A 20,902-nucleotide genomic window follows, 5' to 3' on the forward strand; every position below is an offset into this window, starting at 1 on the left:
GGCGAGAAGCCGGACATATAAACCCGAGACGAGAGGATACGATCATGCTTTACACAATTGCTGTAGTTCTTATTATCCTTTGGCTGCTGGGCCTGGTGACCTCCTACACCATCGGCGGCTTCATCCACATCCTGCTGGTGGTCGCCGTCATCATGATCCTGCTGCGCCTGATCAGCGGACGAGGCCTGTAGCGTTGAAGGCTCCCGCGGCGGCGCTGCACGTACGTGCAGCGCCGTCTTGCTTTGCAGCGTCTACAATGCGACATCAAGGAGGATGAAAATCATGATCATTTCGAATGCAGTACGCAAGGCCGTGGCCGTTTCCGTGGCCGCGGCGATGGCAATTGGCGCCTCGGGTTGCGCCAACATGGATGCGACACAGCGCGGCACCGCCACGGGTGCCGGCGTCGGCGCCGGGCTGGGTGCCATCCTGGGCGCCGCAACCGGTCCAGGCGGCAGTGGCCGCGCAGCAGGCGGCGCCGTGCTGGGCGCGGCCGCCGGCGCCGTGGTCGGCAACATCTGGTCGAAACGGATGGAAAGCCAGAAGCAAGCCATGGAACAGGCGACCGCGGGAACCGGCGTGCAGGTCTCGCAGACCGCCGACAACCGCCTGCGGATGGAAATCCCGAGCGATATCTCGTTCGACACCAACCGTGCCGACATCAAGGACAACTTCCGCCCGATCCTCGACCGCTTCGCCACCACGCTGAAGGAAAATCCGGCGACCACGGTGACGATCATCGGCCACACGGACAGCACGGGTTCCGATTCGATCAACCAGCCGTTGTCGGTGGAGCGCGCCTCGCACACCCGCGACTATCTCTCTTCGCGCGGCGTGTCGCCGACACGCGTGGTGGTCGAGGGCCGCGGTGCGCGCGAGCCGATCGCGTCGAATGACGACAACAGCGGCCGTGCCCGCAACCGCCGCGTGGAAATCTACGTGGCCGAACCGGCACCGCGTTCCTGATCCAGGGAGTCCACCATGCATCCGTCACGCCTGATCGCCATGGTCCTTGCCGCCGCCTGCACGCAGGCGGCCCAGGGCGCCGCGCTGAAACCTGGGCTGTGGGAAATGACCAGCAAGGTCGCCGCCGCCAATCCCGAAACGATGCAGGCGCTGGCGCTGGCCCAGCAACAGATGGCTGCGCTGCCTGCCGAACAGCGCAGCGCCGTCGACCAGATGCTGGCGCGGCATGGCGTGACGATGCAGCTTGCCGAGGGCGGCGGCGTGAAGGTGAACTTCTGCCTGTCGAAAGAACAGGCGGAAAACCCGCGCCTGCCGTCCGGCCAGCCGGGCCAGTGCACCACCACGCAGACCCCGGTGCCGGGTGGCCTCAACATTGCGTTCAAGTGCAGCCGGCCGCCATCGTCCGGCAATGGTCAGGTGATCTTCGAAGGCGACAGCGGCTATTCGATGCGGATGAACGTGGACAGCACCGTGCAGGGCCAGGCCCATCAAATGACGGTGGAAAGCGCCGGGCGCTGGCTGGCCGCGGATTGTGGAAGCACGCCGCCGGTGCAGTAAGGCGGCGGCTGTCTTGCCGCTGCCGTCTTGCCGCTGATATCTTGAAGTTGATATCTTGAAGTTGATATCTTGAAGTTGATATCTTGCCGAAGTTACCTTGACCCCAGCATCCCCTGGAGCCTGACACCGGTTTCGGCATCCAAAGCCACAGCACTGATCCCGAACGAAAAACGGTGTCCGACACCCCAAGGGTGTCCGACACCAGTCATCATGCGTCCACCATCCTGGACAGTGCCGCACACCAGCCATCATCCCCCACCCTTCAGAACGCGTGCCGCAAGCCCACGTTGAAGGCGCTGCGGCCCTTGCCCTGCTCGCTGAAATTGCCGACCGTGTACGGCGCGTTGTTCTCGTCCTTGATCCTGGCGTAGGCGGCATAGAACGCGGTGCGCTTCGACATCGCGTAGGTCATGCCGACCGCGATCTGGTTGGCGTCCTGGTTGGCCAGCGTGCGGTCGTCCTTGCGGATGTACGACACCATGTACGTGGCAGCGCCGGACGAGTACGACACGCCGGTCAGCGCGTCGTTGCTGCGCGTGGACGGCGATGCCAGCACCAGCGCGCCATACGGATTGTCCTGGTCCCACGGCGAGCTGCCGACGCCCTTGTTGACGGCATAGGCCGCGTACAGGGTGGCCGCCTTCGACACGTGCATGTTCGCCGCGACGATCGAATTGCGCGCCGACAGGTCGACCGGCGTGGTGGCGCCGGCGCCCTGCAGGAAGTTGTTCTTGCGCTGGTGCGCCGCGCGCAGCGTGAACAGGCCGCCCTGGTAGCCGATCGTGGCGCCGTATGCACGGTTGCGGGTCGTGCTGAACGCCGATTCGCCGAAGCTGTAGATCGCGCTGGCGGAAAAGCCGCGGAAGGTGTTCGAGCGGTACTTGATGGAATTGTCCGACCGCCTGGTACCGTTGCCGATCAGGTTGGTCGCCGTGCCGGCGGTGCCGGTGCGGAACGGGTCGGCCACCTCGACCAGGGTTTCGTAACCCACGTCGTATTGCCGCCCCACCGTCAGCGCGCCCCAGCGGTTCGCCAGTCCCACGTAGGCCTGGCTGCCGAACAGGCGGCCGCCCTGGTCGGACTGGCCGGTGTCGTTGCGCACGCCCGCTTCCAGCGTGAAGATGGCGCGGGTATCGTTGCCCAGGTCTTCCTGGCCGGAGAAACCAAGCACCGAGCCGGTGGAGACGCCGGGCGAGATCTTCGTGCTGGGGCAGTCGCCGTTCGGGCAATCGTGCTCGGATACGGCACCGGCATCGAGCACGCCGTAGATGCGGATCGAGGAGGGTTCCTGTGCCAGCGCTGTCAGCGGAAACAGGCAGGCCAATGCGATCAACTTGGTGTTCATGATTCGTCTCTAGGTCAAGTCCAACGACCGATTGGCTCGGTCCTGCCACCTTGCATGCTTTCCCGAGGTTCTCGCCTGGGGGTTGCTCACCTAAAGCTTCTCACCTAAAACTTGAATACAAATAACTTGATACAAGGATAATGCCGACCCGCATTGCTTCTCTGTGCGGAGACTCACAAACCAGTACTCATGCTTCAACCATATACCTGTGCGGCGTCAAAGTGAATAAAAAACTGCCGAGCCGATGAAGTTCACGTAAGGAAATGACTCATGCATGCTACGACTGGGAAATAATCGCGAAAACCTGGGTTCGCTAGCGTACAGACGGTCTACTGTTGAGCGGTATACTGCGGTCTTTCGTTACGAAGTGCCCCATGCTTGCCATCCTCGACAGCATCGATGAACAGACGACGGGGGTGGCCGCACTGGTCGATCTCGTCGGTCAGTTGCGCCCCCGCCGCCGCGGCAACTACATCCGCGCGGCTGCCAATGTCCGTACCCTTACCCAACTGCTGCGCGGCAATCCGCAACACGCGCGCCAGCTGCGCGCCTATGTGCTGCGCCTGCTAAAGGCGCGCCGCCACGCCAGCCTGTACACGGAAGTGGGCGTGCTGTCGAACGACGGCTTTTTCACCGAACTGAAGCGCCGCATCGCCTACCGCATGCTGCCCCCCGCGCTGGGCGACGAATACCTGGCCGACCTGCTGGACCAGGTGTTCTACAGGAAGACCGACTGGGAATGGATCAGCGCGGTGCCGGCGCTCGACTGGCTCGACCTGTTCGACACGCTGTTCCACCGGCGCGACCGCATCGTGATGCTGCCGGGCATGCTGGAAGCGATCCGCACGCTGTCCTACCGCGTGGCGGCGGTGGGGCTGGAACCGAAGCTGACCAATTTCCACACCGAGATGGAAGAGTTCGAATCGCCATTTTTGGTGCAGAACCGCGAAGTGCAGCATTACCTCGACGGCTACGCGCGCCTGATGGCGGGCGAGGATGTCACGCTCGACGACCCGAAGCACCTGCTGGTGATGCTCGACCAGTGCGACAGCGTGATCGCCCGCATCCGCCGCAAGGCGCTGGTGCAGGGCACCACCATCGCCCTCACCTATCTGCTGGTGACACTCACCCAGAGCATCGACCGTATGCGCAAGCTGCTGTTCCTGGTCGACGTGTCGGGCGAACTGCGTGCCGCGCCGTCGGTCAACCTGGTCAACGGCACGGTCGGCACGCAGCCGCAGCGCGTGCCCGTCACCCGGCAGGCGCAGCGCCGCGCCGCCACGCTGGCGATGACGCTGGAACTGATCGAGGCCCACAACAACAAGTACACGGTCAGCGACCTGTTCCGCGACAATATCCACCTGCTGGCGCGCAACGTCACGGAAAACGCCAGCCGCACCGGCGAGCACTACATTGCCGAGAACCGACGCGCGCTGGGCGGCATGTTCCTGTCCGCTGCCGGGGCCGGCGTGGTCGTCGGCTTCATGGCCCTGTTCAAGATCCTGCTCGGTACGCTGCGCGCGGCGCCACTCGTCGAAGCGTTCCTGTTTTCAATGAATTACTCGCTGGGCTTCGTGTTCATCCACCTGCTGCACTTCACGGTGGCCACCAAGCAGCCGGCGATGACGGCGTCGCACATCGCCGCCAGCCTGCAAAGCCGGGACGGCCGCCACATCGACCCTGACAGCCTGGCCGAGCTGATCAACAAGGTGTTCCGCACCCAGGTTACTGCCGTGCTCGGCAACATCGCCACCGCCCTGCCGACCGCCTGGCTGATCGCGTGGGGCTGGTTGCAGGTTACCGGCCAACACCTGGTCAGCCAGGGCAAGGCCATGCACCTGCTGCACGATATCGATCCGCTCCACACTCCGGCGCTGTTCTATGCGGCGATTGCCGGCGTCTGCCTGTTCCTGGCCGGCCTGGTCTCGGGTTATTACGACAACCAGGCGCTGTACACCCGCTGGGGCCGCCGTATCACTCAACTGCGCGGCCTGAATGCCCTGCTCGGTGCGGAGCGCACCATCCGCCTCGGCCGCTACCTGGAACATAACCTGGGCAGCCTGATGGGCAATTTCGCTTTCGGCATCATGCTGGGCGGTGCCAGCGCACTGGGCTTGCTGCTGGGGCTGCCGATCGATATCCGCCACGTTACTTTCTCGTCGGCCAATTTCGCGACAGCATTGGTCGCGTTGGATCACAATGTGAGCTGGCAACTGGTGGTGACTTCCGTCACCGGTTTCCTGGCAATCGGGGCCGTCAACCTGCTGGTCAGTTTCGGTCTCGCGCTATGGGTGGCGCTGCGCGCGCGCCGCATTCCGTTCGAGCACGGCTTCCTGCTGCTGCGGGCGCTGGGCAGCCGGCTGCGCAGGGCGCCGGTCGACTTCTTCTTTGGCACAAAGGAAAACAAATGAAACGCTGGAACCCACGCCATCTCCTGGCGGTGGTCCTGACCGGATGGTGCCTGATGGCCTGCGCGTCGCTGCCGGCCGTCGATCCGGACAAGGCCAAGGAGGCCGCCGCGGCGGTACCGGTGGTCAAGTCGGTCAACGGCGAGCTGTCGCCGGCCCGCGCCAAGGCGCTGCTGGCCAAGCGCTGGTCGAAGAACACGCTCGACCTGAAGGCCCAGGCGGCCCTCGAGGAAGCCGCCACCGGCGTGCCGCTGATCGCCGGCAACCAGGTGAAACTGCTGTTCGACGGCCCCGCCACGATGAAGGCGATGATGGCCGCCATCGAGGGCGCGAAGAACCACATCAACTTCGAGACCTACATCTTCGACCAGGACGAAATGGGCGACAAGTTCGCCGACCTGCTGATCGCCAAGCAGAAGGCCGGCGTGACGGTCAACATCATCTACGACAGCGTGGGCACGCTGATGGTGCCGCAGGCGTTCTTCGACCGCATGCGCGCCGCCGGCATCCACCTGGTGGCCTACAACCCGGTCAACCCGGCCAAGGTGCGCGGCAACGGCTGGAAGGTCAACAACCGCGACCACCGCAAGATGCTGATCGTCGATGGCAAGATCGGCTTCACGGGCGGCATCAACATCAGCGACACCTATTCGAAGAGTTCGCCATTTCGCTCGAAAAGCCGGCCGCGCAGCGAGAAGGACGTGGGCTGGCGCGATACCCACGTGCGCATCGACGGCCCCGCCGTGCAGGCGATGCAGTGGCTGTTCATCCAGCACTGGACCGGACAGGATACCGACGACCTGCGCGAAGCCGACTATTTCCCCAACCCGATCATCGCCGGCGACAAGCTGGTGCGGGTACTGGGCAGCGAACCGGGCGGGCAGTACGAGATCTACAAGGCGATGCTGCTGGCGATCCAGGAAGCAAAGAAATCGATCCACATCACTTGCGCCTACTTCGTGCCGGACGAGCAGACGCTGCAGGCGCTGATCGATGCGGCGAAACGTGGCGTGCAGGTGCGCATCGTGCTGCCCAGCGTTTCCGACAGCGGCCTGGTGTTCCATGCCGGCCGCGCCGTCTACGACCGGCTGCTGGAAGCCGGCGTGCAGATCTACGAGCTGAAGCTGGCCGTGCTGCACGCGAAGACGATGGTGATCGACGGCGTCTGGTCCACGGTGGGCTCGGCCAACATCGATCGCCGCAGCTTCCAGCACAACGCGGAAGTCAACGTGATCGTGCTGGGCGACGCCTTCGGCAAGGAAATGGAAGGCGCGTTCCGCGACGACATCAAGAACTCGAAGCAAGTCACGCTGGCGGCCTGGCGCGACCGGCCGCTGGTGACGCGGGTGAAGGAATGGGCATCGAAGGTGTGGGATTACTGGCTGTAGCCACCAGCCGGTCCTTACCCGGCGTCAGTTGTTGACGATCTGCGGCGCCACGGTTTCTTCGCTGGTGATGGCTTCGTAGATATCCGGCGCGGTGCCGAGCGGCTGCCAGGTGTTGCCGTCGCGGCGGAAGATCTCGATCGTGGCCACTTCGAAGGCGGCCGATGCCTCCTGCCAGCCGTAGCGCTCCACCTGGATCTCGTCGCCATCGACGCGCAGCACGTTGAACGAGTTGGTCTCGCCCCTGCCCCGCGTGGACGTGGCCGTGCCGGCCTGCACGATCAGTGCCGCATAGCCGGCGATCTTGTAGCGCGTGGCGCTGTTGCCGGAATGACTGGCATGCAGGTGCCCGGCCAGCAGCAGATCCACGCCGCATCGCGAGAACGCTTCCATCGCCATCGGCGCTCGGTCCACGAGGTCGTTTTCGTCGAATGCCTCGGGCAGGTCGAACGGATGGTGCGTGACGACGATGCGCGTCAGGTTCGGATCCACTTTCGCCATGCGGTCATGCAGGCGCCTGATCTGCTCGCGGTTGACACGGCCATCCTTGATCGTCAGCGAGCGCGCGGTGTTCAGGCCCATGACGGCGATTTCATCGTCGACATATTCGGGCGCCAGGTTTTCCGTGATGTAGCGCCGGTATTTCGTCAGCGGCGTCAGGAAGCGCGCCGCCACGTTGTAGAGCGGAATGTCATGATTGCCCGGCACCACGATCTGCGGTTGCGGCAGCGTGTCCAGCCAGGCGCGCGCCGCCTTGAACTGCTCGCTGCGGGCGCGCTGCGTGAGGTCGCCGGACACCACCACGACGTGCGGCTGCACTGCCTCGACCGTGGCGCGCAGCGGTGCCAGCAGCCGCTCGTCGACGCGGCCAAAATGAATGTCGGACAGGTGCACGATGGTTCGCATGTTTTCTCCTAGTCGGCGCCCGGTACGATGACCGTCAGCGCACCGGGACGGGAACGGTATTCGAGCGGCGGCGCCATCAGCGTCACTTCGCCATCGGTGGCGACGCGCACCAGTTTGCGCCGGGTGTCGATGGTGAGCTCGTCGGCCAGCACCACGTCGAAGTCGCGGGCCTCGGCCAGCCGCCCGGCCAGCGCGTGGCACGCCAGGCGCACCAGCCCGAAGCGCGTGGGCCGCTGGGCCACGTACAGGCTCAGGTGCCCTTCGTCGAGCCGGGCGCGTTCACCGATATTGAGCCCTTGCATCGTGTAGGTATTATTGCCGATGAAGACGAAAGGGGTGCGCCGCGCATGCTCGTCGCCGTGCACATGCAGCCGCAGGCTGAGGAACGGGAAGCGGCGCAAGGCCGCCACGCTGGCCCAGCAGAATGCCAGCCATTTGCCGCGGCCGAGCCGGCGCTGCTGCTTTTCGCGGTCGCGCACGATGTCCGGATACAGCCCCAGGCTGGAATTGTTCAGGAAGATCCTGCCGTTGACTTCGCCGATATCGACCGCCACCGGCCGGCCATGGGCGATGTTGGCGATGGCGTCGTCCAGCGCCAGCGGGATGCCGAGATCCCTGGCGAAATGGTTCAGCGTGCCCAGCGGCAGCACGCCGAGCGCGGCCTGGCTGCCGGCCAGCACCGAAGCCACGGCATTCATCGTGCCGTCGCCCCCGCCCGCCACCACGAGGCCGATGCCGTCGTCGAGTGCCTCGCGTGCCACGCCGATCATTTCATCTCCGCCGCCGGCCAGCGTGACGTCGGCATCGATGCCGACGGCCGCGAACTTGTCGCGCAGCGCCACTGCCCGATCGCCATCATGGCCCTGCCCGGCACCGGCATTGACGATCACCACGGCCTGCCGCATCACTCGTCCCTGCGTGCCAGGCGCCGGCGCCGCAGCGTCGAAACGGCGGCGATGCAGACCGCCAGCCAGCCGGCGCTGTAGGCCATCGCGGCCAGCACGTCGGAGACGAAATGCGCGCCCAGGTAGACGCGGCTGAACGCCACCAGCAGCACCATCACGGCGGCCAGCACCATCGCCAGGCAGCGTTTGCGCCAGCTGGGTGACGTGGTGACGACATAGCAGGCGATCAGCCCATAGAACAGCGTGGAGGCGGCCGTGTGGCCGCTGGGGAAGCTGTAGGTGGCGAGCGTGAGCAGCGGCTCATCGAACATCGGCCGGGGACGCGCGTACACGTTTTTGAGCAGCACGTTGATCAGCATGCCGCCGGGCGCCGCAATGACGACGCACAGCAGCCAGTACCTGGCCTGTCTGCGCCAGAACCACAGCGCCAGCAGACTCGATGCAACGGACATGCCGACGATGCCGTGCACGTGCGTGAAGCCCAGCACGATGGTCGTCAGCGGCTCGAACGCGTGGGTGTGGAACCACTGCGCCACGTGCACGTCGAAGAGAGCGATGTCGTCCTGTTCGCCGACCGCTTCGGCGATCTCGCGAAATACGGCCACGGCTGAAACCAGCAGGGCCAACCCGGCCGTCAGGTGCAGGCCGAATTCGCCGCCAGGGGTAATGCGGGCTTCGAGGAAACGCAGCAGTTTGGAATAGGCGATCCGGCTCATCGATTTCTCGTATTTGCAACGGGCCAGCAAAAAACCTGTTTTTTCATACAGCCCTGTGTTTTTGTACAGTAGTTATGTTAAGCTTCTATCCAGTAGGCAGCGCTCAGGAAGCAAGCGGAAGCACTTCCCAGGCTCATGCGACCGACCTGTTCCAGACCCTGGACCGACTTTCGACCGGCGCTGCGAACTCTTTGTTTATTCGATCCTTTTTCGATAAGGAACTGTCATGGCAACCATCGACTACGACCCTCGCCGTCTCCCTTCGCGTTTCGAATCGCGTTTCGGACTCGAGTACGCTCCAACGTCCTTCCTGGTGCGCTTCGGCAAGCGCGAGATGCTGGTCTGCCGCGACTTCCGCAAGCGCTTTTACCCGGTCAACCCGATCATCGAATGCGATACCGGCGTGCAGCCGGGCCATATCGAGATCCTGCTGTTCGGCCGCTGGCTGTTGATCTTGTCCAAAGCACAGTAATCGATCTGTGCAGTGTCGCACAGTGGCCACGACTGTGCGACGGTAACCGGTCACGGCGGACGTGACCAGCGCGTCATGGCTGCGGCGGCCTCTCTTCACCCGCCGCGTTGAATGCCGCAGCGCGCGGCCGGCAGGCGTGCCGGTGGCCACGTCCGGGCGTGAACCGATGGTTTGAATCGGGAATGGCAATGCAAGGCTGGTGTCGGACACTATTTCCCAGGGGATTTGCCAGGAATTCGACACCGGCTGCGGAAACGCATCGTGATTTTTCGGCGTTTCGGCGACAGCTTCAGGCTTTGGCAGTGGCGCCCAGGCTGGCGGCCGCGACCTCGCCGGCGTCGCGGGTCTCGCGATAAGGCGCCGATTCCTGCGGCGCATCGCCGGCTTCCGGCGCTTCCACAGCCCCCGCGTGTTCCGCCTCATGCATTTCGCGCAGCAGCGCCAGCGCACGCACGTCGTGCATTTCCATTGCCCGCTGCAGCGTGGTGGCGGTAATGCACGACTCTTCGACGACGGCCAGGAATTTTTCCTGCGTGCTGTCCAGGAACCTGGACTGGAAACCAATGCTGTCGAACATGCCGCCGACATCCACGCTCAGCTCGCGCAACAGCAGCAGCGTGCGCTTGGTGGATTCGATATCGTTGCGCATGCCGCTGTCCATGTCGATCAGCTCGATGCGCGCATGTTCATGCTGGGACAGCTCGGTGATCGTTTCGAGCCAGCATGCAATGCGCTCGGCAACCCGGGAGATGCGCACTGTTTTGCCGCGCATCATGATGCAGTATTGCAGGCACAGCAGCCAAACGGGCACGCGCGCCAGGAACACTGGCATGCCGGCGCTGCGCAACCACGCTTCGGCACGCTTGAACCGGCGCAGCATGCCGCCGATGCTGGCTAAGAGCGGATCCTGGTGCATGGTAAGTCCCCTTGGTTTACAGCAACACACGTTGCGTTGCGCAATACTCCGCAGTATAGGCAGAGGACTCAGGGGAATGCTCAGCAGGAGATTTGATCCAGCTTAAAAGTCGCGGTGAAAAATGTGCGCATTGTGTATTTCGCAATGCGGCTCGTGCTGCCCGCTAATTAACGCAGGCCGGCCGCTTCCGTAGCCGGCCGGCCTGCCACGCTTCGGAGTCGTCGCCCGACGCTCCGGCGATCAGGACTTGTCGCCTTCCTTGCCCACCGAGCGTGCCACCGCTTCGGACAGCTTGTCGCCATGCGGCCCTTTTGCCGCGTCTTCCATGCTGCCCACCTTGCGCGCCTGGTCGGACTGCTGGTCGGCGCTGACTTCCTCGGCCACGTTGAAGCGGCCGTCGGTCTCATCGCCCCCAGGCAGCAAGCCTTCAGAGCGCGCGCCGCCTTCCTGCCCGGTGGCGCGCTGCGCATTGCCGGGCGTGCCGGACTGGCTGCCCCCGGGCTGCGCCTGGTTGCCCTGCTGCTGGCTGCCTTGCTGCTGATTGCCCGGCTGCTGATTGCCCTGCTGCTGATTGCCCTGCTGCTGATTGCCCTGCTGCTGATTACCCTGCTGCTGATTGCCCTGCTGCGCGCCCTGCTGCAAGTTGCCCATGTGCTGGTCCACGGCGCGACTGTCCTGGTCACGCGTCATCGCGGCCTGGCCGCGCGGCGCCGGGGCGGCGCCCATCGTCGGGCCGCCCACTGAATCGTCCAGGCCGCTGCCCATCGACTTGCCGGCGCCCGCCGGCGGCGGCAGGTTGTAATCGGCACCGTGCGGTACCGGATCGCCCACGATTTTCTTCACGTCCGCAGGCGCCACCGTCTTTGGCAGGTGGGTGGGGATCGGTGGCTGCTGGAGCCGTTCCTTGTCGTCGTTCTGCATGATGCCTCCTTTATGTTTCGAAAGGTCATCCTAGCCCAACGCGCATTTTCGCGGCACAGCATTGCCACGCTCCAAAATGTGTGGGCGGTGCGTGACGTTCGGCGTTACAGTCGGCTCATGAGTTTGATTTCCGCCCTGCCCGCCGCGCCGGGGATGATCCACCCGGTCGCCGACTGGCCTTACCTCGAGATGCTGACCCGCTTCGCGCTGGCGCTGGCGCTCGGCCTGCTGATCGGCCTCGAGCGAGAAAGGCGCAAGAAGGAAGCGGGCCTGCGCACCTTCGCCTTCATCGCCGTGCTGGGCGCCGTCGGCGCCTCGCTCGGCGACATGTACGCCTACATCGTACTGTGCCTGACCGGGCTGCTGACGATCTTCCTGAACCTGCAGGACATGCGCACGCACGAGGGTACCGAGCTGACGACGTCCGCCGCCATGCTCGTCACCTGCATCGCCGGCATCATGTGCGGCAAGGGCCACACGCTGACGCCCGCGGCGATCATGGTCTCGTCCACCGCGCTGCTGGCATGGAAGGATATCCTGCAAGGCTTCTCGATCGGGCTGACCGAGCGCGAACTGCGCTCGGCGCTGCTGCTGGCGATCCTGGCGATCGTCATCTATCCCGCGCTGCCCACGGGCAGCATCGGGCCGATGGGCCTGATCCAGCCGCGTGCCGCCTGGGCCACCGTGATCCTGATCGCCGGCATCGGCTTCGTCAACTACGTGCTGTGGAAGGCTTTCGGTGCGCGCGGCGTGACCATCGCCGGCTTCCTGGGCGGCCTGGTGAACAGCAGCGTGACCGTCAACGAACTGGCCTCGCGGGTCAGCGGCAGCGCGGTGGGCGCCGTGGCGGCGGCGGCCTATCGCGGCATCCTGCTCGCCACCGTGGCGATGGTGATGCGCAACGCCGTCATCCTTGCGCTGCTGGCCCCCGCGGTGGCGGTGGCGGGCATCGGCGCGTTCGCCGCGATGCTGGCGGCCACGGCCTTCTTCGTGTTCGTGCGCCGCCACCCGGCCGAACCGGCACCGCAAGCCGCCGCCGACACGCAGGAAAACCAGATCGTGCTGCCGTTTTCGCTGTGGAGCGCGCTGAAGTACGGCCTGATCTTCCTGCTGCTGCACATCGTCGGCGTACTGACGCAGAAATACTTCGGCAACGTGGGCTTCTACGTCGTGAGCGCGCTCGGCGGCACCGTGTCGAGCGCCAGCGCGGTGGCGGCAGCGGCCAGCCTGGCGGCCGAAGGCAAGCTCGAGCTGGACGTTGCCGCCACCGGCGCGGTCCTTGCATCACTGGCCAGCGTGGCGATCAACCTGCCGTTCGTGCTGCGGGTGCCGAACCGCCGCTTCGTGCTGTCGATCGCCGTGGCGATGGGTGTCATCGCGGCGGTCGGCCTGGCCGGCCTGCTGCTTGGCGAACCACTGGCCCGCTTCGTGACGGATCACTGGCCACAACTGACGCAACTGCGGCCCGGGCCGCTCGGGACACTGGGGCCGGCGCCGGGCAGCGCCGGGCTGGTTAATCCGTGATAGGCGCATTTGATTTTATTCAAATCGCCCGTACTGCCGCGCCCATCGCGGGGAACTCCGTCCTAGACTGATAGCCTTCTGTGCCATTTCCGGAGACTGCCATGCAGAGAACGTTCCTATGCGCTGTCCTGGCCGCTTGCGCGATTCCGGGCCACGCCGAGACCTGGAGCTTCGAGTACCAGGGATTCCACGATTCGCTTGCCGGCACCTTCCTTCCCGAGCGCAAGCTGACTGGCAGCTTTTCCGGCCAGGACAGCGATGGCGACGGGGTTGTGGCGCGTGCGGAAATCCTGTCGCTGGTGGTGAACGGCGTCGATTTCATCGCCTGCGAAAGCCACAGCAACGAGTACTACCGCTGTGGCACGGAAGCGTTCGCATACCGCGACGGCACACTGTCGTTCACCGTCGGCCAGTCCGGCCGCGATCCCGAGGGCTATGTCGGCGCCGGGCACCTGTACACCACGGGCGAGCGCGAATACCGCTACGAATTCTGGCCCGGCCAGTTCGCGGAATGGGAGTACCGCTGGACACCGGAAACGACCTTCGCGATCACCGCCATGCCGGAGCCGGGCACGTGGGCGCTGTTGCTGGCCGGCGTGCCGCTGGCCCTGTTCGAAATCCGGCGCAGGCGCAAAACGCAGTGATCCGATTGTCGCGCCACGCCCGACGCGTGTAAGCTCGCAACTGGAGGTACGCATGCAGAACGAACGCCGAAACAAGCCGAACGAACCGGTGGCCGAAGCCGTCGACGCCACCGTGGAACTGATGCCGAACATCAGCCGCTACCAGGCCGCCCTGGTGATGGCGCGCGACGGCGTGCCGAAACCGGTGATCCGTCGGGTGCTCGATGAACCCGCGCAGCGGCGGGCGAAAGACAGGGCGCCGAAGTAGCGGGTTTGCCGGACCTCCAATTTCCTTGTCCGGTTCCCTTGTTCGGTTCCCTGGTTCAGTCCCCTTGCTCAGTTCCCTCACTCCAGCGCACGTTCCGCCGCGGCCAGGCCATGCAGGGCCGTGGTATCGAACAGCTGCACGGCCGCATCTTCCTCGCTCACCAGCAGCGAAATCTCGGTACAGCCCAGGATGATGGCTTGCGCCCCGCGCGCGGCCAGGCCCGCCATCACGCGGCGGTAAGCATCGCGCGAAGCCGGTTCGATGCGGCCCTGGCACAACTCGTCGTAGATGATCCGGTGCACCAGTTCGCGCTCCTCCGGCGGCGGCACCAGCACTTCCAGGCCGCGCCGCGCCAGCCGCTCCCGGTAGAACGGCTGCTCCATCGTGAACCGTGTGCCGAGCAAGCCAACGGTTTGCGCGCCGGCGCGCACCACCGCATCGGCCGTCGGGTCGGCGATATGCAGCAGCGGAATGTCGACGGCGGCGGTGATCGCATCGCTCACCGCATGCATGGTGTTCGTGCACAGCACGAGAAAATCCGCGCCGGCGCGCTCGAGCGCGGCAGCGGCCCCCGCCAGCAACTGCCCTGCCGCGGCCCATTCTCCCGCGTGCTGCAATGCCGCGATCTCGTGGAAATCCACGCTGTACAGCACGATCTTCGCCGAGTGCAACCCGCCGGCGCGCTGCTGTACCGCTTCGTTGATCTGCCGGTAGTACGGCACCGTGGATTGCCAGCTCATGCCGCCGATCAGGCCGATGGTTTTCATCTGCGCTCCGCTCCTTGGGGAAAGGTACATCGTAGGGCAATCGCACGGCTGCGGGCAGTACAGCGGAGTCCATTACTGTACCGGGGCATTGGCCGGTACATCGGCTGGCCAATGCCTCGTCCTCCACGCGGCCCTGCCGGCCGCATGCTGTATCATCCCGACCCTTACACGAAAGCCGCATATGCTCATCATCACCATCAAACAGGGTAAGGAAAAAGGCCTGCTGGCCGGCGACCCGTACATTTACGCGTCCGCCATCGACAAGGTGGACGGCAAGCCGCAGGAGCGCAACAAGCCGGGCGCCACGGCGATCGTGCAGTCGTCGGCGCGCCAGTTCCTGGCCCGCGCAGCCTACAACGCCAAGTCGCAGATCGCCGCCCGCGTGTGGACCCTGCGCGAGGACGAGCCGGTCGATCATGCAATGATGAAGCGGCGCGTGCAAGCCGCCGTGGCCCGCCGCGCCGAGGCGCTGCGCACTGCCGATCCCCAGGCGCTGGTCCAGGTGATCGATGGCGAAAAGGACGGTTTGTCGGGCCTGATCGTGCAGAGCTATGGCGGCACCGGCGGCTACCTGGTATGCCAGTTCAATGCCGGCGGGGTCGACCTGTGGAAGGTGGCCGTAGTTCAGGCGCTGCTGGGGGCCACCGGCTGCCCGAACGTGTACGAGCGGTGCGATGCGCTGCTGCGCAAGGGCGAAGGGCTGCCGGTTGCGCCACGCGCGCTGGCGGGCGATGAGCCGCCGCAGCGGCTGACGGTGCGCAACGGCGCGAAGCTGGTGCCGATGGATATACGGACGGGGTTTGTTTATCCGCGTTGAGGGTGACTGGTTTTGTCATGGAGGCCCGGGTCCTGCCCGGGCCGCGCTAGCCATCGTGCGCAACGCCACTCAGCACTTTTGGCGGTCCGGACGCATTTGAACTCCGCGATGTGGCCAAACCGGTACCTGGAGCAGGACAAGTTCTGGTTCGGGTTCACGCCACGTCCATCAATCCCCTCCACTTTCAGGTAGGGCGCGGGGATTACCCCGACCTGGTGCCACTTCCCGCCACTACCGGACACGACGTTTCCGGCGTGGTCGAAGAAATCGGCGCAAGCGTGACAGCCTTTTGCCCGAGGCGACGAAGTCTGGTACCCGCCCCAAATCTTTGAAGGCCAGGGAAGCTATGCCGAATACACGTCACCGCCGAACACATCATCGGGAGTAAACCCGCCTCGCTTAGCCACCTTGAAGCCGCAAGCCTGACGCTGGTCGGATGCACGGCATGGAAAGCGCTAGTCGTGCGTGCGGCAATTCGCGTCGGGGAAAGCATCCTGGTGCACGGCGGCGCAGGACATGTGGCGATCCAGCTTGTGAAGGTCTTGGGTGCAAGGGTAATCATCACTGTCCGCGAGGCGAATTTCGAGTTCGCACCATGGGAGCCGATTCCGTCATCGACTACGAGACCGAAGACTATGTCGAAGCCGTGATGCGAGAAACAGAATGCCAGTTATCACTTCGTGTTCACAAGACTGAATCGCGGCAAGCTCGATGAACTAAGCGCCTTGGTCAAACGTGGACAGCTCAGGCCGCATGTGGGGCGACCTATTCGTTAGCCGAGATTCCTCTTGCGCAAGCCCACCTCGAAAGGCGATAACGGATTACGAGGAAAGATCGCTATTGCCGTCGGTCCGTGAGGCCGAGTCGGACAACGCGGCGTGACGGTTAAGCGCGGCCTTTCAGGTGCTGGACGTATGTCGAAAGTAGCAAGACACACTTCTGAGGCGTATTTAAGTAGCAACTATACTTTAGTGCAGAGTCGATTGTAAGAGTTTAGTTGCCGCTCGTAGCTTCGCGGCGGCGGCGCTCCCTTGCAGACATGAGCCGGCGAGCGTGGTCCGTAATTTCTAACTGATTCTCTGAGATTGGCCGCAAATACTCCTTATGCATGTACAGGTCATCGATTAGAAGCTTGATGTCATTCTTAGATAGATGACCAATCAAAGCTTTTATTTCATCGCGTGAAACAGACGCATCCTTTTCTATAACATATTCGAGAACCTTAGCTTGCTCATCTGGTATCTCGTCCGGGACGGCTCGCAATTGCTTATTATCAGCGCTTACCTTATCGAATTCGACTTTCATTTTTGAAAAATCATCCCGTAGCGAGTCAATTTCTTGCTGCTTGCTCGCCAAATGCTTGTGATATTCCGAACTTTTGACAAATTGCTTGCGCAGTTCATTTGCCTCATCTTGCAAAATAGGTGTCTCATCCTCGATCTCTTGCCGGATTCGTTTTAGTTCACGCTTCTGTTTTAGCGTGTAGCGGTAGACCTTTTCTTCCAAGCGCGGGATTCCAAATATGTGTACAGCAGCCGTTCCGGCAGGTCCTATAAACAGATGCAAAACCCAGTACCAATCGGGGAACCGCGCCGTTAAATCAAGCATTTCAATAGCCATAAACTTATCGGCCGGTGAAATTCCTGACAAAACTACAATTACTATCTTATAGTTCCACAGCAGCCACGAACATACGAACGAAACAACTAGTTGGCTCGCTAGCCGGTCATACAGCTGCGCTTTTACAGATTTCAGCATTTCGTCCATAAGAATCTCTAGATTGTCGATTCGCAATTATAATTGTCTTTGCAATAAGATGCAATCGAGAAATATCGCGCTCGTTGCGCCAACGTGCAGATTGAGCGTGATGCCCGTCTAGAACGCGGCGTTTTGGCCGCAAGGAACCGGGCAAGGTACATCAACCAAATCAGTCAAGCAATCGTGAACCGCACGCTGCGTATGCAGGTCAAGTTCTTTCAGTGCCTGATGGATCCGCGACCTCTGGTCGTATGGAGTGGCCTTCGCAGCGCCCAGTTCCCTGCTGCCGCTCATAGGGAGCAAACCTCTCGTAAAAGGATCGGATGATCGCAGCTCCCTCATTGCGAAGCGTGATTCCTGTAGCACGCGGGATTGCCCATTCTGTAAGGGTCGCAATGGCCTCGCGGTACGCAACGGTCACCCTGTCGCGGCTCTGACAACATGGTCATTCTTCCTACTGAGGGGTATAACGAGCGATAATGCAAGCCTACTGGAACGGCGGCAGCTAACTGACCCGCGCCGAAATGATGCCAACTGCACCGGCACCGTCATTCCAACTTACGCTTTGCAAGAACCTATACCAACGCGAAACAGCTTCGCCATCGGAAAAAGCGCATAATACTGGACGAGTAATTGAGGGCAAATATAAGCGCCTTGTGGGTATTCCTGAACAGTTGACCCTTAAATCCCCCCCGTTAAACGAGGCTTCATTTTATCTTGGTGTCAACAAATGTCCAAAAAATTTTCCGCCCCACCTTGCATTAATGACCCAAAAAGGTCCGCAAGCCGCATAACTACGCTGAGTAGATGGGCGTACGCGCACTTTTCCGCACATGATCTTTTGGTAACATCCTGCAATCCCTGCCGCACTAGCAATAATTAGCGTAGAATTAAGCTTTATATGCGCAGGGCTCGAACGCTGGAGCGAATAGTTCATAAAAATCAGGAGAAGATGTGAAAATAGAAAGAACCAGGAACTACGTTCTTGCGCACGACATGCCTCGTCTAGGAAGAGAGTTACCGCTAAACATTGATCGTAAATTCGTAGCGCCCCTCACGGAAGAACTCGAGAACCTTATCAATAAATTTGGTGGACTGGCGCATTATTCCCCTGACCTCAGCAAGGGAACTAATTTGTGCTCTTACACTTTCCATCACCAAGATAAGTTGACCAATTCCGATTACCACATCTGCTTACAACTTGAGGTGAGAAAAACTTCAATGTCAGCCACCGTCTACCTCACAGAGGATTCTAACATCAAGAATAAGGAACTTAGCCTAGAAATTTCTCCTCAAATTATTACGATTCTCGACCGGAGACTTATTCGGCTCTGCAAAGTCGCGACCGGACGAGCTGTATGTGGAAAAGAATGGCCTACGCATCACCTGTTTTTTGTTGAGTTCGAAGATTGCGCAGGTTTCACTGATATCTGGAAGTTTGCCAGCACAACAATATATCCCACTGTAAAGCTTGACGATGGCCGATTTGTATCTGCTTTAATTGTTACGCTACCTCCTGGTGCAGAAAGTAATTCTCGCAAAGTGGCTTCAAAGCAGGCAAATAGGATTTGTGCATTTATGTCTATCGCGGTACCTCGTATGGCGCGTATTATCATGCCTCCGCTTGGCGGCGGCCAGTCTTTTCCGTCGATCGGGCGCATACTCCCTCCCGATTCGAAAACTCTCATTCCTTGGACCTTCTCTAAAACTGACGAGATAGAGGATCGCTCTAAGTCGCTTGAATGGATTGTCAGTGCCTGGCACCAACTACAGGCTGAGATGCGGACCCTCTTCGAAAAAGCGGTACTATCGGCCTACTCTGGCATGTCAATAACGATGAGCATGCCTACGCTCTCAGTAGTAGCGCACGCCGCCGCGCTCTCCTCGCTAGCGGAAGACTTCAAGCAACCATGCAGTGGAATCTTGTCTTGTGATATTCATGGGCCTCAAACGTTCAAGCATAATCTGGTAGGTGAGGCTAAGGCAATCTGCAATATGATTTCATTTATTGCAACTCTGGATCAAATACAGTCGAAGGTCGTTAAGGATTTAGTAAGCAATGTATATGGCCGCCAGCGCTCCTCGTTCGTGCATGCCGCAGAGTTCCGCCACAACGAATTCGATACGAACCCAGAAATGAGCGGCCCAAAGCCTACAGATGACGATATCGTCCCTAAAGTAGTGCGTGATACCAAGGAAGCCACTTGCTTTATCAGATTGACACGGCATATGATTCTATATTGGTTGAGCCGCCATAGCGAAGTGCCAATTGACAAGCCACTACTAGGCATAACCACTGATGACTATTCAATCTTCCAGAGCTTTTTCGTGGTCGTATCATCTGGAGGGACACCGACACACCATGTAATTAGAGAAACCTTTAACGGATCACCTAATTTCAAGTCCGCCTACTTCAAGGTTGAGCACTCGCCCAAACCGAACAGAGCTTAAAGGATATTACCGCGAACGAACTAACGCACCTGAAAGGGTACGGGCGCGATTATCTCGACCCAATCGGGCCTGCGGAACGCGATGACATCCTCATATTCATGTTCCACAGTGCCACCGATTACAAGATCATGGGCTGGCTTCGGCAATAGATACTACTCCGAAAGCTTCTATTTGGGCACCGCTCCGGGCGATGACCGGGAATGGGGCTGGTCGAATGATGCAGACTTCGGCAAGCGTTGGTATATTACCGATTAGTCCACTATCTCGGTCGATTCCTCCGTTCCCGAACCTCCTGGCATAGCAATGTCCGCCCTCGGCCTAGGTTTGATAGGCTTTCTTGCACGCCGTAGGGCAGCGCGCGACGAAACGTTAAACCTGTTTTTTCCTACATACGCTACATTGGCACATTAGTTGCGGAAAACCGTACCCGCAACTGATGAAATCGGTGTATCGCAGACGCTAGCGTCACCGACCTATTGGGGCGCGAAAACGAAAAACCCGGAGTTGTCCTTTCAGATTTCATTTCGGAAATCCACGCTAAACACGATATACCCAATCTGCGTTTCTACCGCGTCCAGCGGAGGCATTCGATCTCCATATTCCTTGTAATGGTCAGCACCGTAATTGATCGCCTTCCCGTCGTGTGACACCATGCAGTGGAAGCCCGCACGTGTCGGTTTGTGCGGATCATTTGCAAGATGCCACCAAGTGAGGCTGGCCTCTCCATGCGCCTAGAAAAACGCACTGACATGGCGGAGGATTGCCGTATGCTCCACGTTCCCCACGCCGCCGCGACCATCGAGCCAAGCCGCAAAGCACGTGCGTGCTGTATCCATCGCCTCCCGTGAGTACCCACCCCATGATAATGCAAGGCGAAACGCTCTGGCTCCGTCACGTCGCCTTGCCCCCGGCGCTTTGAATGGTATGAACGAGCGCGCGCCTTCGACGCGCGAGGTCATTGAGGCGATTCGGAGAGGGCTGCCTGCAGGCACAGCCCATCGAATCTTACGAGGAGAGCGCGCAGGCGCTCTGCTAGCTTCCGCCAAGGCAAAAAAATGGACCGCTTTCGCGATCCATTTTTCTTTTCCTTGGCGGAAGCGGTGAGATTCGAACTCACGAACGGCTCACACCGTCGGCAGTTTTCAAGACTGCTGCCTTCAACCACTCGGCCACGCTTCCTTTTGACTCGCCGGCAA

At 61.5% G+C, this 20,902-nt stretch carries 20 protein-coding genes, 1 tRNA gene and 1 pseudogene; 13 read left to right on the plus strand and 9 right to left on the minus strand.

The window, feature by feature from the left end; genetic code table 11:
* The first annotated feature begins 44 nt into the window (after nucleotides 1–44).
* From ACY34H_RS13335 to ACY34H_RS13345, 3 genes are all read left to right on the plus strand, one after another.
* On the plus strand, nucleotides 45–191 hold the full coding sequence (locus tag ACY34H_RS13335) for a lmo0937 family membrane protein (protein ID WP_121670992.1): 147 nt from the start codon (nucleotides 45–47) through the stop codon (nucleotides 189–191).
* Nucleotides 192–336: 145 nt separating this feature from the next.
* Nucleotides 337–966 (plus strand): YiaD family glycine zipper/OmpA-like lipoprotein, encoded by a 630-nt coding sequence (locus ACY34H_RS13340; RefSeq protein ID WP_464978098.1) that lies wholly within the window; start codon nucleotides 337–339, stop codon nucleotides 964–966.
* Nucleotides 967–981: 15 nt separating this feature from the next.
* Complete coding sequence (locus ACY34H_RS13345) at nucleotides 982–1,524, plus strand: DUF3617 domain-containing protein (RefSeq protein WP_464977977.1); 543 nt, start codon at nucleotides 982–984, stop codon at nucleotides 1,522–1,524.
* 262 nt (nucleotides 1,525–1,786) lie between these two features.
* Here ACY34H_RS13345 and ACY34H_RS13350 read toward each other — a convergent pair whose 3' ends face one another.
* Complete coding sequence (locus tag ACY34H_RS13350) at nucleotides 1,787–2,869, minus strand: porin (protein ID WP_464977978.1); 1,083 nt, start codon at nucleotides 2,867–2,869, stop codon at nucleotides 1,787–1,789.
* 374 nt (nucleotides 2,870–3,243) lie between these two features.
* On the opposite strand from ACY34H_RS13350, the gene ACY34H_RS13355 reads away from it, so the two are divergent.
* Both ACY34H_RS13355 and cls read left to right on the plus strand, forming a co-directional pair.
* Nucleotides 3,244–5,280 (plus strand): site-specific recombinase, encoded by a 2,037-nt coding sequence (locus tag ACY34H_RS13355; protein WP_464977979.1) that lies wholly within the window; start codon nucleotides 3,244–3,246, stop codon nucleotides 5,278–5,280.
* Entirely contained in the window at nucleotides 5,277–6,665 is a 1,389-nt protein-coding gene (gene cls, locus ACY34H_RS13360) for a cardiolipin synthase (RefSeq protein ID WP_464977980.1), read from the plus strand. Before ACY34H_RS13355 ends, cls begins: the two co-directional genes overlap by 4 nt.
* 24 nt (nucleotides 6,666–6,689) lie before the next feature.
* Here cls and ACY34H_RS13365 read toward each other — a convergent pair whose 3' ends face one another.
* From ACY34H_RS13365 to ACY34H_RS13375, 3 genes are read right to left on the minus strand one after another with little or no spacing between them, the layout of a single operon-like run.
* Nucleotides 6,690–7,568: a metallophosphoesterase family protein gene (locus ACY34H_RS13365; protein ID WP_464977981.1), complete on the minus strand. Its 879-nt coding sequence runs from the start codon at nucleotides 7,566–7,568 to the stop codon at nucleotides 6,690–6,692.
* A gap of 8 nt (nucleotides 7,569–7,576) precedes the next feature.
* Nucleotides 7,577–8,473, minus strand: coding sequence for a diacylglycerol/lipid kinase family protein (locus tag ACY34H_RS13370; RefSeq protein WP_464978099.1), 897 nt, complete (start codon nucleotides 8,471–8,473; stop codon nucleotides 7,577–7,579).
* Nucleotides 8,473–9,189, minus strand: coding sequence for a phosphatase PAP2 family protein (locus tag ACY34H_RS13375; protein ID WP_464977982.1), 717 nt, complete (start codon nucleotides 9,187–9,189; stop codon nucleotides 8,473–8,475). Before ACY34H_RS13375 ends, ACY34H_RS13370 begins: the two co-directional genes overlap by 1 nt.
* 226 nt (nucleotides 9,190–9,415) lie before the next feature.
* Here ACY34H_RS13375 and ACY34H_RS13380 point away from each other — a divergent pair, with 226 nt between their 5' ends.
* Nucleotides 9,416–9,661, plus strand: a complete 246-nt coding sequence (locus ACY34H_RS13380) for a hypothetical protein (RefSeq protein ID WP_464977983.1) — start codon at nucleotides 9,416–9,418, stop codon at nucleotides 9,659–9,661.
* 289 nt (nucleotides 9,662–9,950) lie between these two features.
* On the opposite strand, the gene ACY34H_RS13385 is transcribed toward ACY34H_RS13380, so the two are convergent.
* Both ACY34H_RS13385 and ACY34H_RS13390 read right to left on the minus strand, forming a co-directional pair.
* The gene (locus ACY34H_RS13385; protein WP_464977984.1) at nucleotides 9,951–10,577 is read right to left on the minus strand and encodes a hypothetical protein; all 627 of its coding nucleotides are present in this window, start codon (nucleotides 10,575–10,577) and stop codon (nucleotides 9,951–9,953) included.
* Between the two features lie 240 nt (nucleotides 10,578–10,817).
* On the minus strand, nucleotides 10,818–11,498 hold the full coding sequence (locus ACY34H_RS13390) for a hypothetical protein (RefSeq protein ID WP_464977985.1): 681 nt from the start codon (nucleotides 11,496–11,498) through the stop codon (nucleotides 10,818–10,820).
* 117 nt (nucleotides 11,499–11,615) lie between these two features.
* Between ACY34H_RS13390 and ACY34H_RS13395 the strand changes: the two genes are divergently transcribed.
* The 3 genes from ACY34H_RS13395 to ACY34H_RS13405 all read left to right on the plus strand — a co-directional run bounded on the left by ACY34H_RS13395 (nucleotide 11,616) and on the right by ACY34H_RS13405 (nucleotide 13,913).
* Complete coding sequence (locus ACY34H_RS13395) at nucleotides 11,616–13,022, plus strand: MgtC/SapB family protein (RefSeq protein ID WP_464977986.1); 1,407 nt, start codon at nucleotides 11,616–11,618, stop codon at nucleotides 13,020–13,022.
* Between the two features lie 101 nt (nucleotides 13,023–13,123).
* Entirely contained in the window at nucleotides 13,124–13,666 is a 543-nt protein-coding gene (locus ACY34H_RS13400; protein WP_464977987.1) for a PEP-CTERM sorting domain-containing protein, read from the plus strand.
* 52 nt (nucleotides 13,667–13,718) lie between these two features.
* Nucleotides 13,719–13,913 (plus strand): hypothetical protein, encoded by a 195-nt coding sequence (locus tag ACY34H_RS13405; RefSeq protein ID WP_464977988.1) that lies wholly within the window; start codon nucleotides 13,719–13,721, stop codon nucleotides 13,911–13,913.
* Between the two features lie 77 nt (nucleotides 13,914–13,990).
* On the opposite strand, the gene ACY34H_RS13410 is transcribed toward ACY34H_RS13405, so the two are convergent.
* Nucleotides 13,991–14,680, minus strand: a complete 690-nt coding sequence (locus ACY34H_RS13410) for an aspartate/glutamate racemase family protein (RefSeq protein WP_464977989.1) — start codon at nucleotides 14,678–14,680, stop codon at nucleotides 13,991–13,993.
* Nucleotides 14,681–14,861: 181 nt separating this feature from the next.
* On the opposite strand from ACY34H_RS13410, the gene ACY34H_RS13415 reads away from it, so the two are divergent.
* Together ACY34H_RS13415 and ACY34H_RS13420 are read left to right on the plus strand one after the other, a co-directional pair.
* On the plus strand, nucleotides 14,862–15,497 hold the full coding sequence (locus ACY34H_RS13415) for an SAM-dependent methyltransferase (RefSeq protein WP_464977990.1): 636 nt from the start codon (nucleotides 14,862–14,864) through the stop codon (nucleotides 15,495–15,497).
* A gap of 110 nt (nucleotides 15,498–15,607) precedes the next feature.
* Nucleotides 15,608–16,354: pseudogene (locus ACY34H_RS13420) on the plus strand (alcohol dehydrogenase catalytic domain-containing protein).
* A gap of 136 nt (nucleotides 16,355–16,490) precedes the next feature.
* On the opposite strand, the gene ACY34H_RS13425 reads toward ACY34H_RS13420, so the two are convergent.
* Nucleotides 16,491–17,264, minus strand: coding sequence for a hypothetical protein (locus ACY34H_RS13425; protein WP_464977991.1), 774 nt, complete (start codon nucleotides 17,262–17,264; stop codon nucleotides 16,491–16,493).
* A 945-nt stretch (nucleotides 17,265–18,209) separates the two neighbouring features.
* On the opposite strand from ACY34H_RS13425, the gene ACY34H_RS13430 reads away from it, so the two are divergent.
* The gene (locus tag ACY34H_RS13430) at nucleotides 18,210–19,706 is read left to right on the plus strand and encodes a hypothetical protein (RefSeq protein ID WP_464977992.1); all 1,497 of its coding nucleotides are present in this window, start codon (nucleotides 18,210–18,212) and stop codon (nucleotides 19,704–19,706) included.
* A 261-nt stretch (nucleotides 19,707–19,967) separates the two neighbouring features.
* Nucleotides 19,968–20,117, plus strand: a complete 150-nt coding sequence (locus ACY34H_RS13435; RefSeq protein WP_464978100.1) for a PEP-CTERM sorting domain-containing protein — start codon at nucleotides 19,968–19,970, stop codon at nucleotides 20,115–20,117.
* Nucleotides 20,118–20,795: 678 nt separating this feature from the next.
* On the opposite strand, the gene ACY34H_RS13440 is transcribed toward ACY34H_RS13435, so the two are convergent.
* Nucleotides 20,796–20,885 (minus strand) — tRNA-Ser (locus ACY34H_RS13440).
* Nucleotides 20,886–20,902 lie beyond the last annotated feature (17 nt).

It is taken from the genome of Pseudoduganella sp. jia 9 (assembly GCF_055502615.1).

Excerpts from the sequence above, each read along its gene's own strand:
- ACY34H_RS13405 (WP_464977988.1), top strand. The coding sequence starts at position 13,719 with ATGCAGAACGAACGCCGAAACAAGCCGAACGAACCGGTGGCCGAAGCC.
- cls (WP_464977980.1), top strand. The coding sequence starts at position 5,277 with ATGAAACGCTGGAACCCACGCCATCTCCTGGCGGTGGTCCTGACCGGA.
- ACY34H_RS13380 (WP_464977983.1), top strand. The coding sequence starts at position 9,416 with ATGGCAACCATCGACTACGACCCTCGCCGTCTCCCTTCGCGTTTCGAA.
- ACY34H_RS13350 (WP_464977978.1), bottom strand. The coding sequence starts at position 2,869 with ATGAACACCAAGTTGATCGCATTGGCCTGCCTGTTTCCGCTGACAGCG.
- ACY34H_RS13335 (WP_121670992.1), top strand. The coding sequence starts at position 45 with ATGCTTTACACAATTGCTGTAGTTCTTATTATCCTTTGGCTGCTGGGC.
- ACY34H_RS13415 (WP_464977990.1), top strand. The coding sequence starts at position 14,862 with ATGCTCATCATCACCATCAAACAGGGTAAGGAAAAAGGCCTGCTGGCC.
- ACY34H_RS13425 (WP_464977991.1), bottom strand. The coding sequence starts at position 17,264 with ATGGACGAAATGCTGAAATCTGTAAAAGCGCAGCTGTATGACCGGCTA.
- ACY34H_RS13400 (WP_464977987.1), top strand. The coding sequence starts at position 13,124 with ATGCAGAGAACGTTCCTATGCGCTGTCCTGGCCGCTTGCGCGATTCCG.
- ACY34H_RS13410 (WP_464977989.1), bottom strand. The coding sequence starts at position 14,680 with ATGAAAACCATCGGCCTGATCGGCGGCATGAGCTGGCAATCCACGGTG.
- ACY34H_RS13375 (WP_464977982.1), bottom strand. The coding sequence starts at position 9,189 with ATGAGCCGGATCGCCTATTCCAAACTGCTGCGTTTCCTCGAAGCCCGC.
- ACY34H_RS13365 (WP_464977981.1), bottom strand. The coding sequence starts at position 7,568 with ATGCGAACCATCGTGCACCTGTCCGACATTCATTTTGGCCGCGTCGAC.
- ACY34H_RS13395 (WP_464977986.1), top strand. The coding sequence starts at position 11,616 with ATGAGTTTGATTTCCGCCCTGCCCGCCGCGCCGGGGATGATCCACCCG.
- ACY34H_RS13345 (WP_464977977.1), top strand. The coding sequence starts at position 982 with ATGCATCCGTCACGCCTGATCGCCATGGTCCTTGCCGCCGCCTGCACG.
- ACY34H_RS13385 (WP_464977984.1), bottom strand. The coding sequence starts at position 10,577 with ATGCACCAGGATCCGCTCTTAGCCAGCATCGGCGGCATGCTGCGCCGG.
- ACY34H_RS13355 (WP_464977979.1), top strand. The coding sequence starts at position 3,244 with ATGCTTGCCATCCTCGACAGCATCGATGAACAGACGACGGGGGTGGCC.
- ACY34H_RS13390 (WP_464977985.1), bottom strand. The coding sequence starts at position 11,498 with ATGCAGAACGACGACAAGGAACGGCTCCAGCAGCCACCGATCCCCACC.
- ACY34H_RS13340 (WP_464978098.1), top strand. The coding sequence starts at position 337 with ATGGCAATTGGCGCCTCGGGTTGCGCCAACATGGATGCGACACAGCGC.
- ACY34H_RS13370 (WP_464978099.1), bottom strand. The coding sequence starts at position 8,473 with ATGCGGCAGGCCGTGGTGATCGTCAATGCCGGTGCCGGGCAGGGCCAT.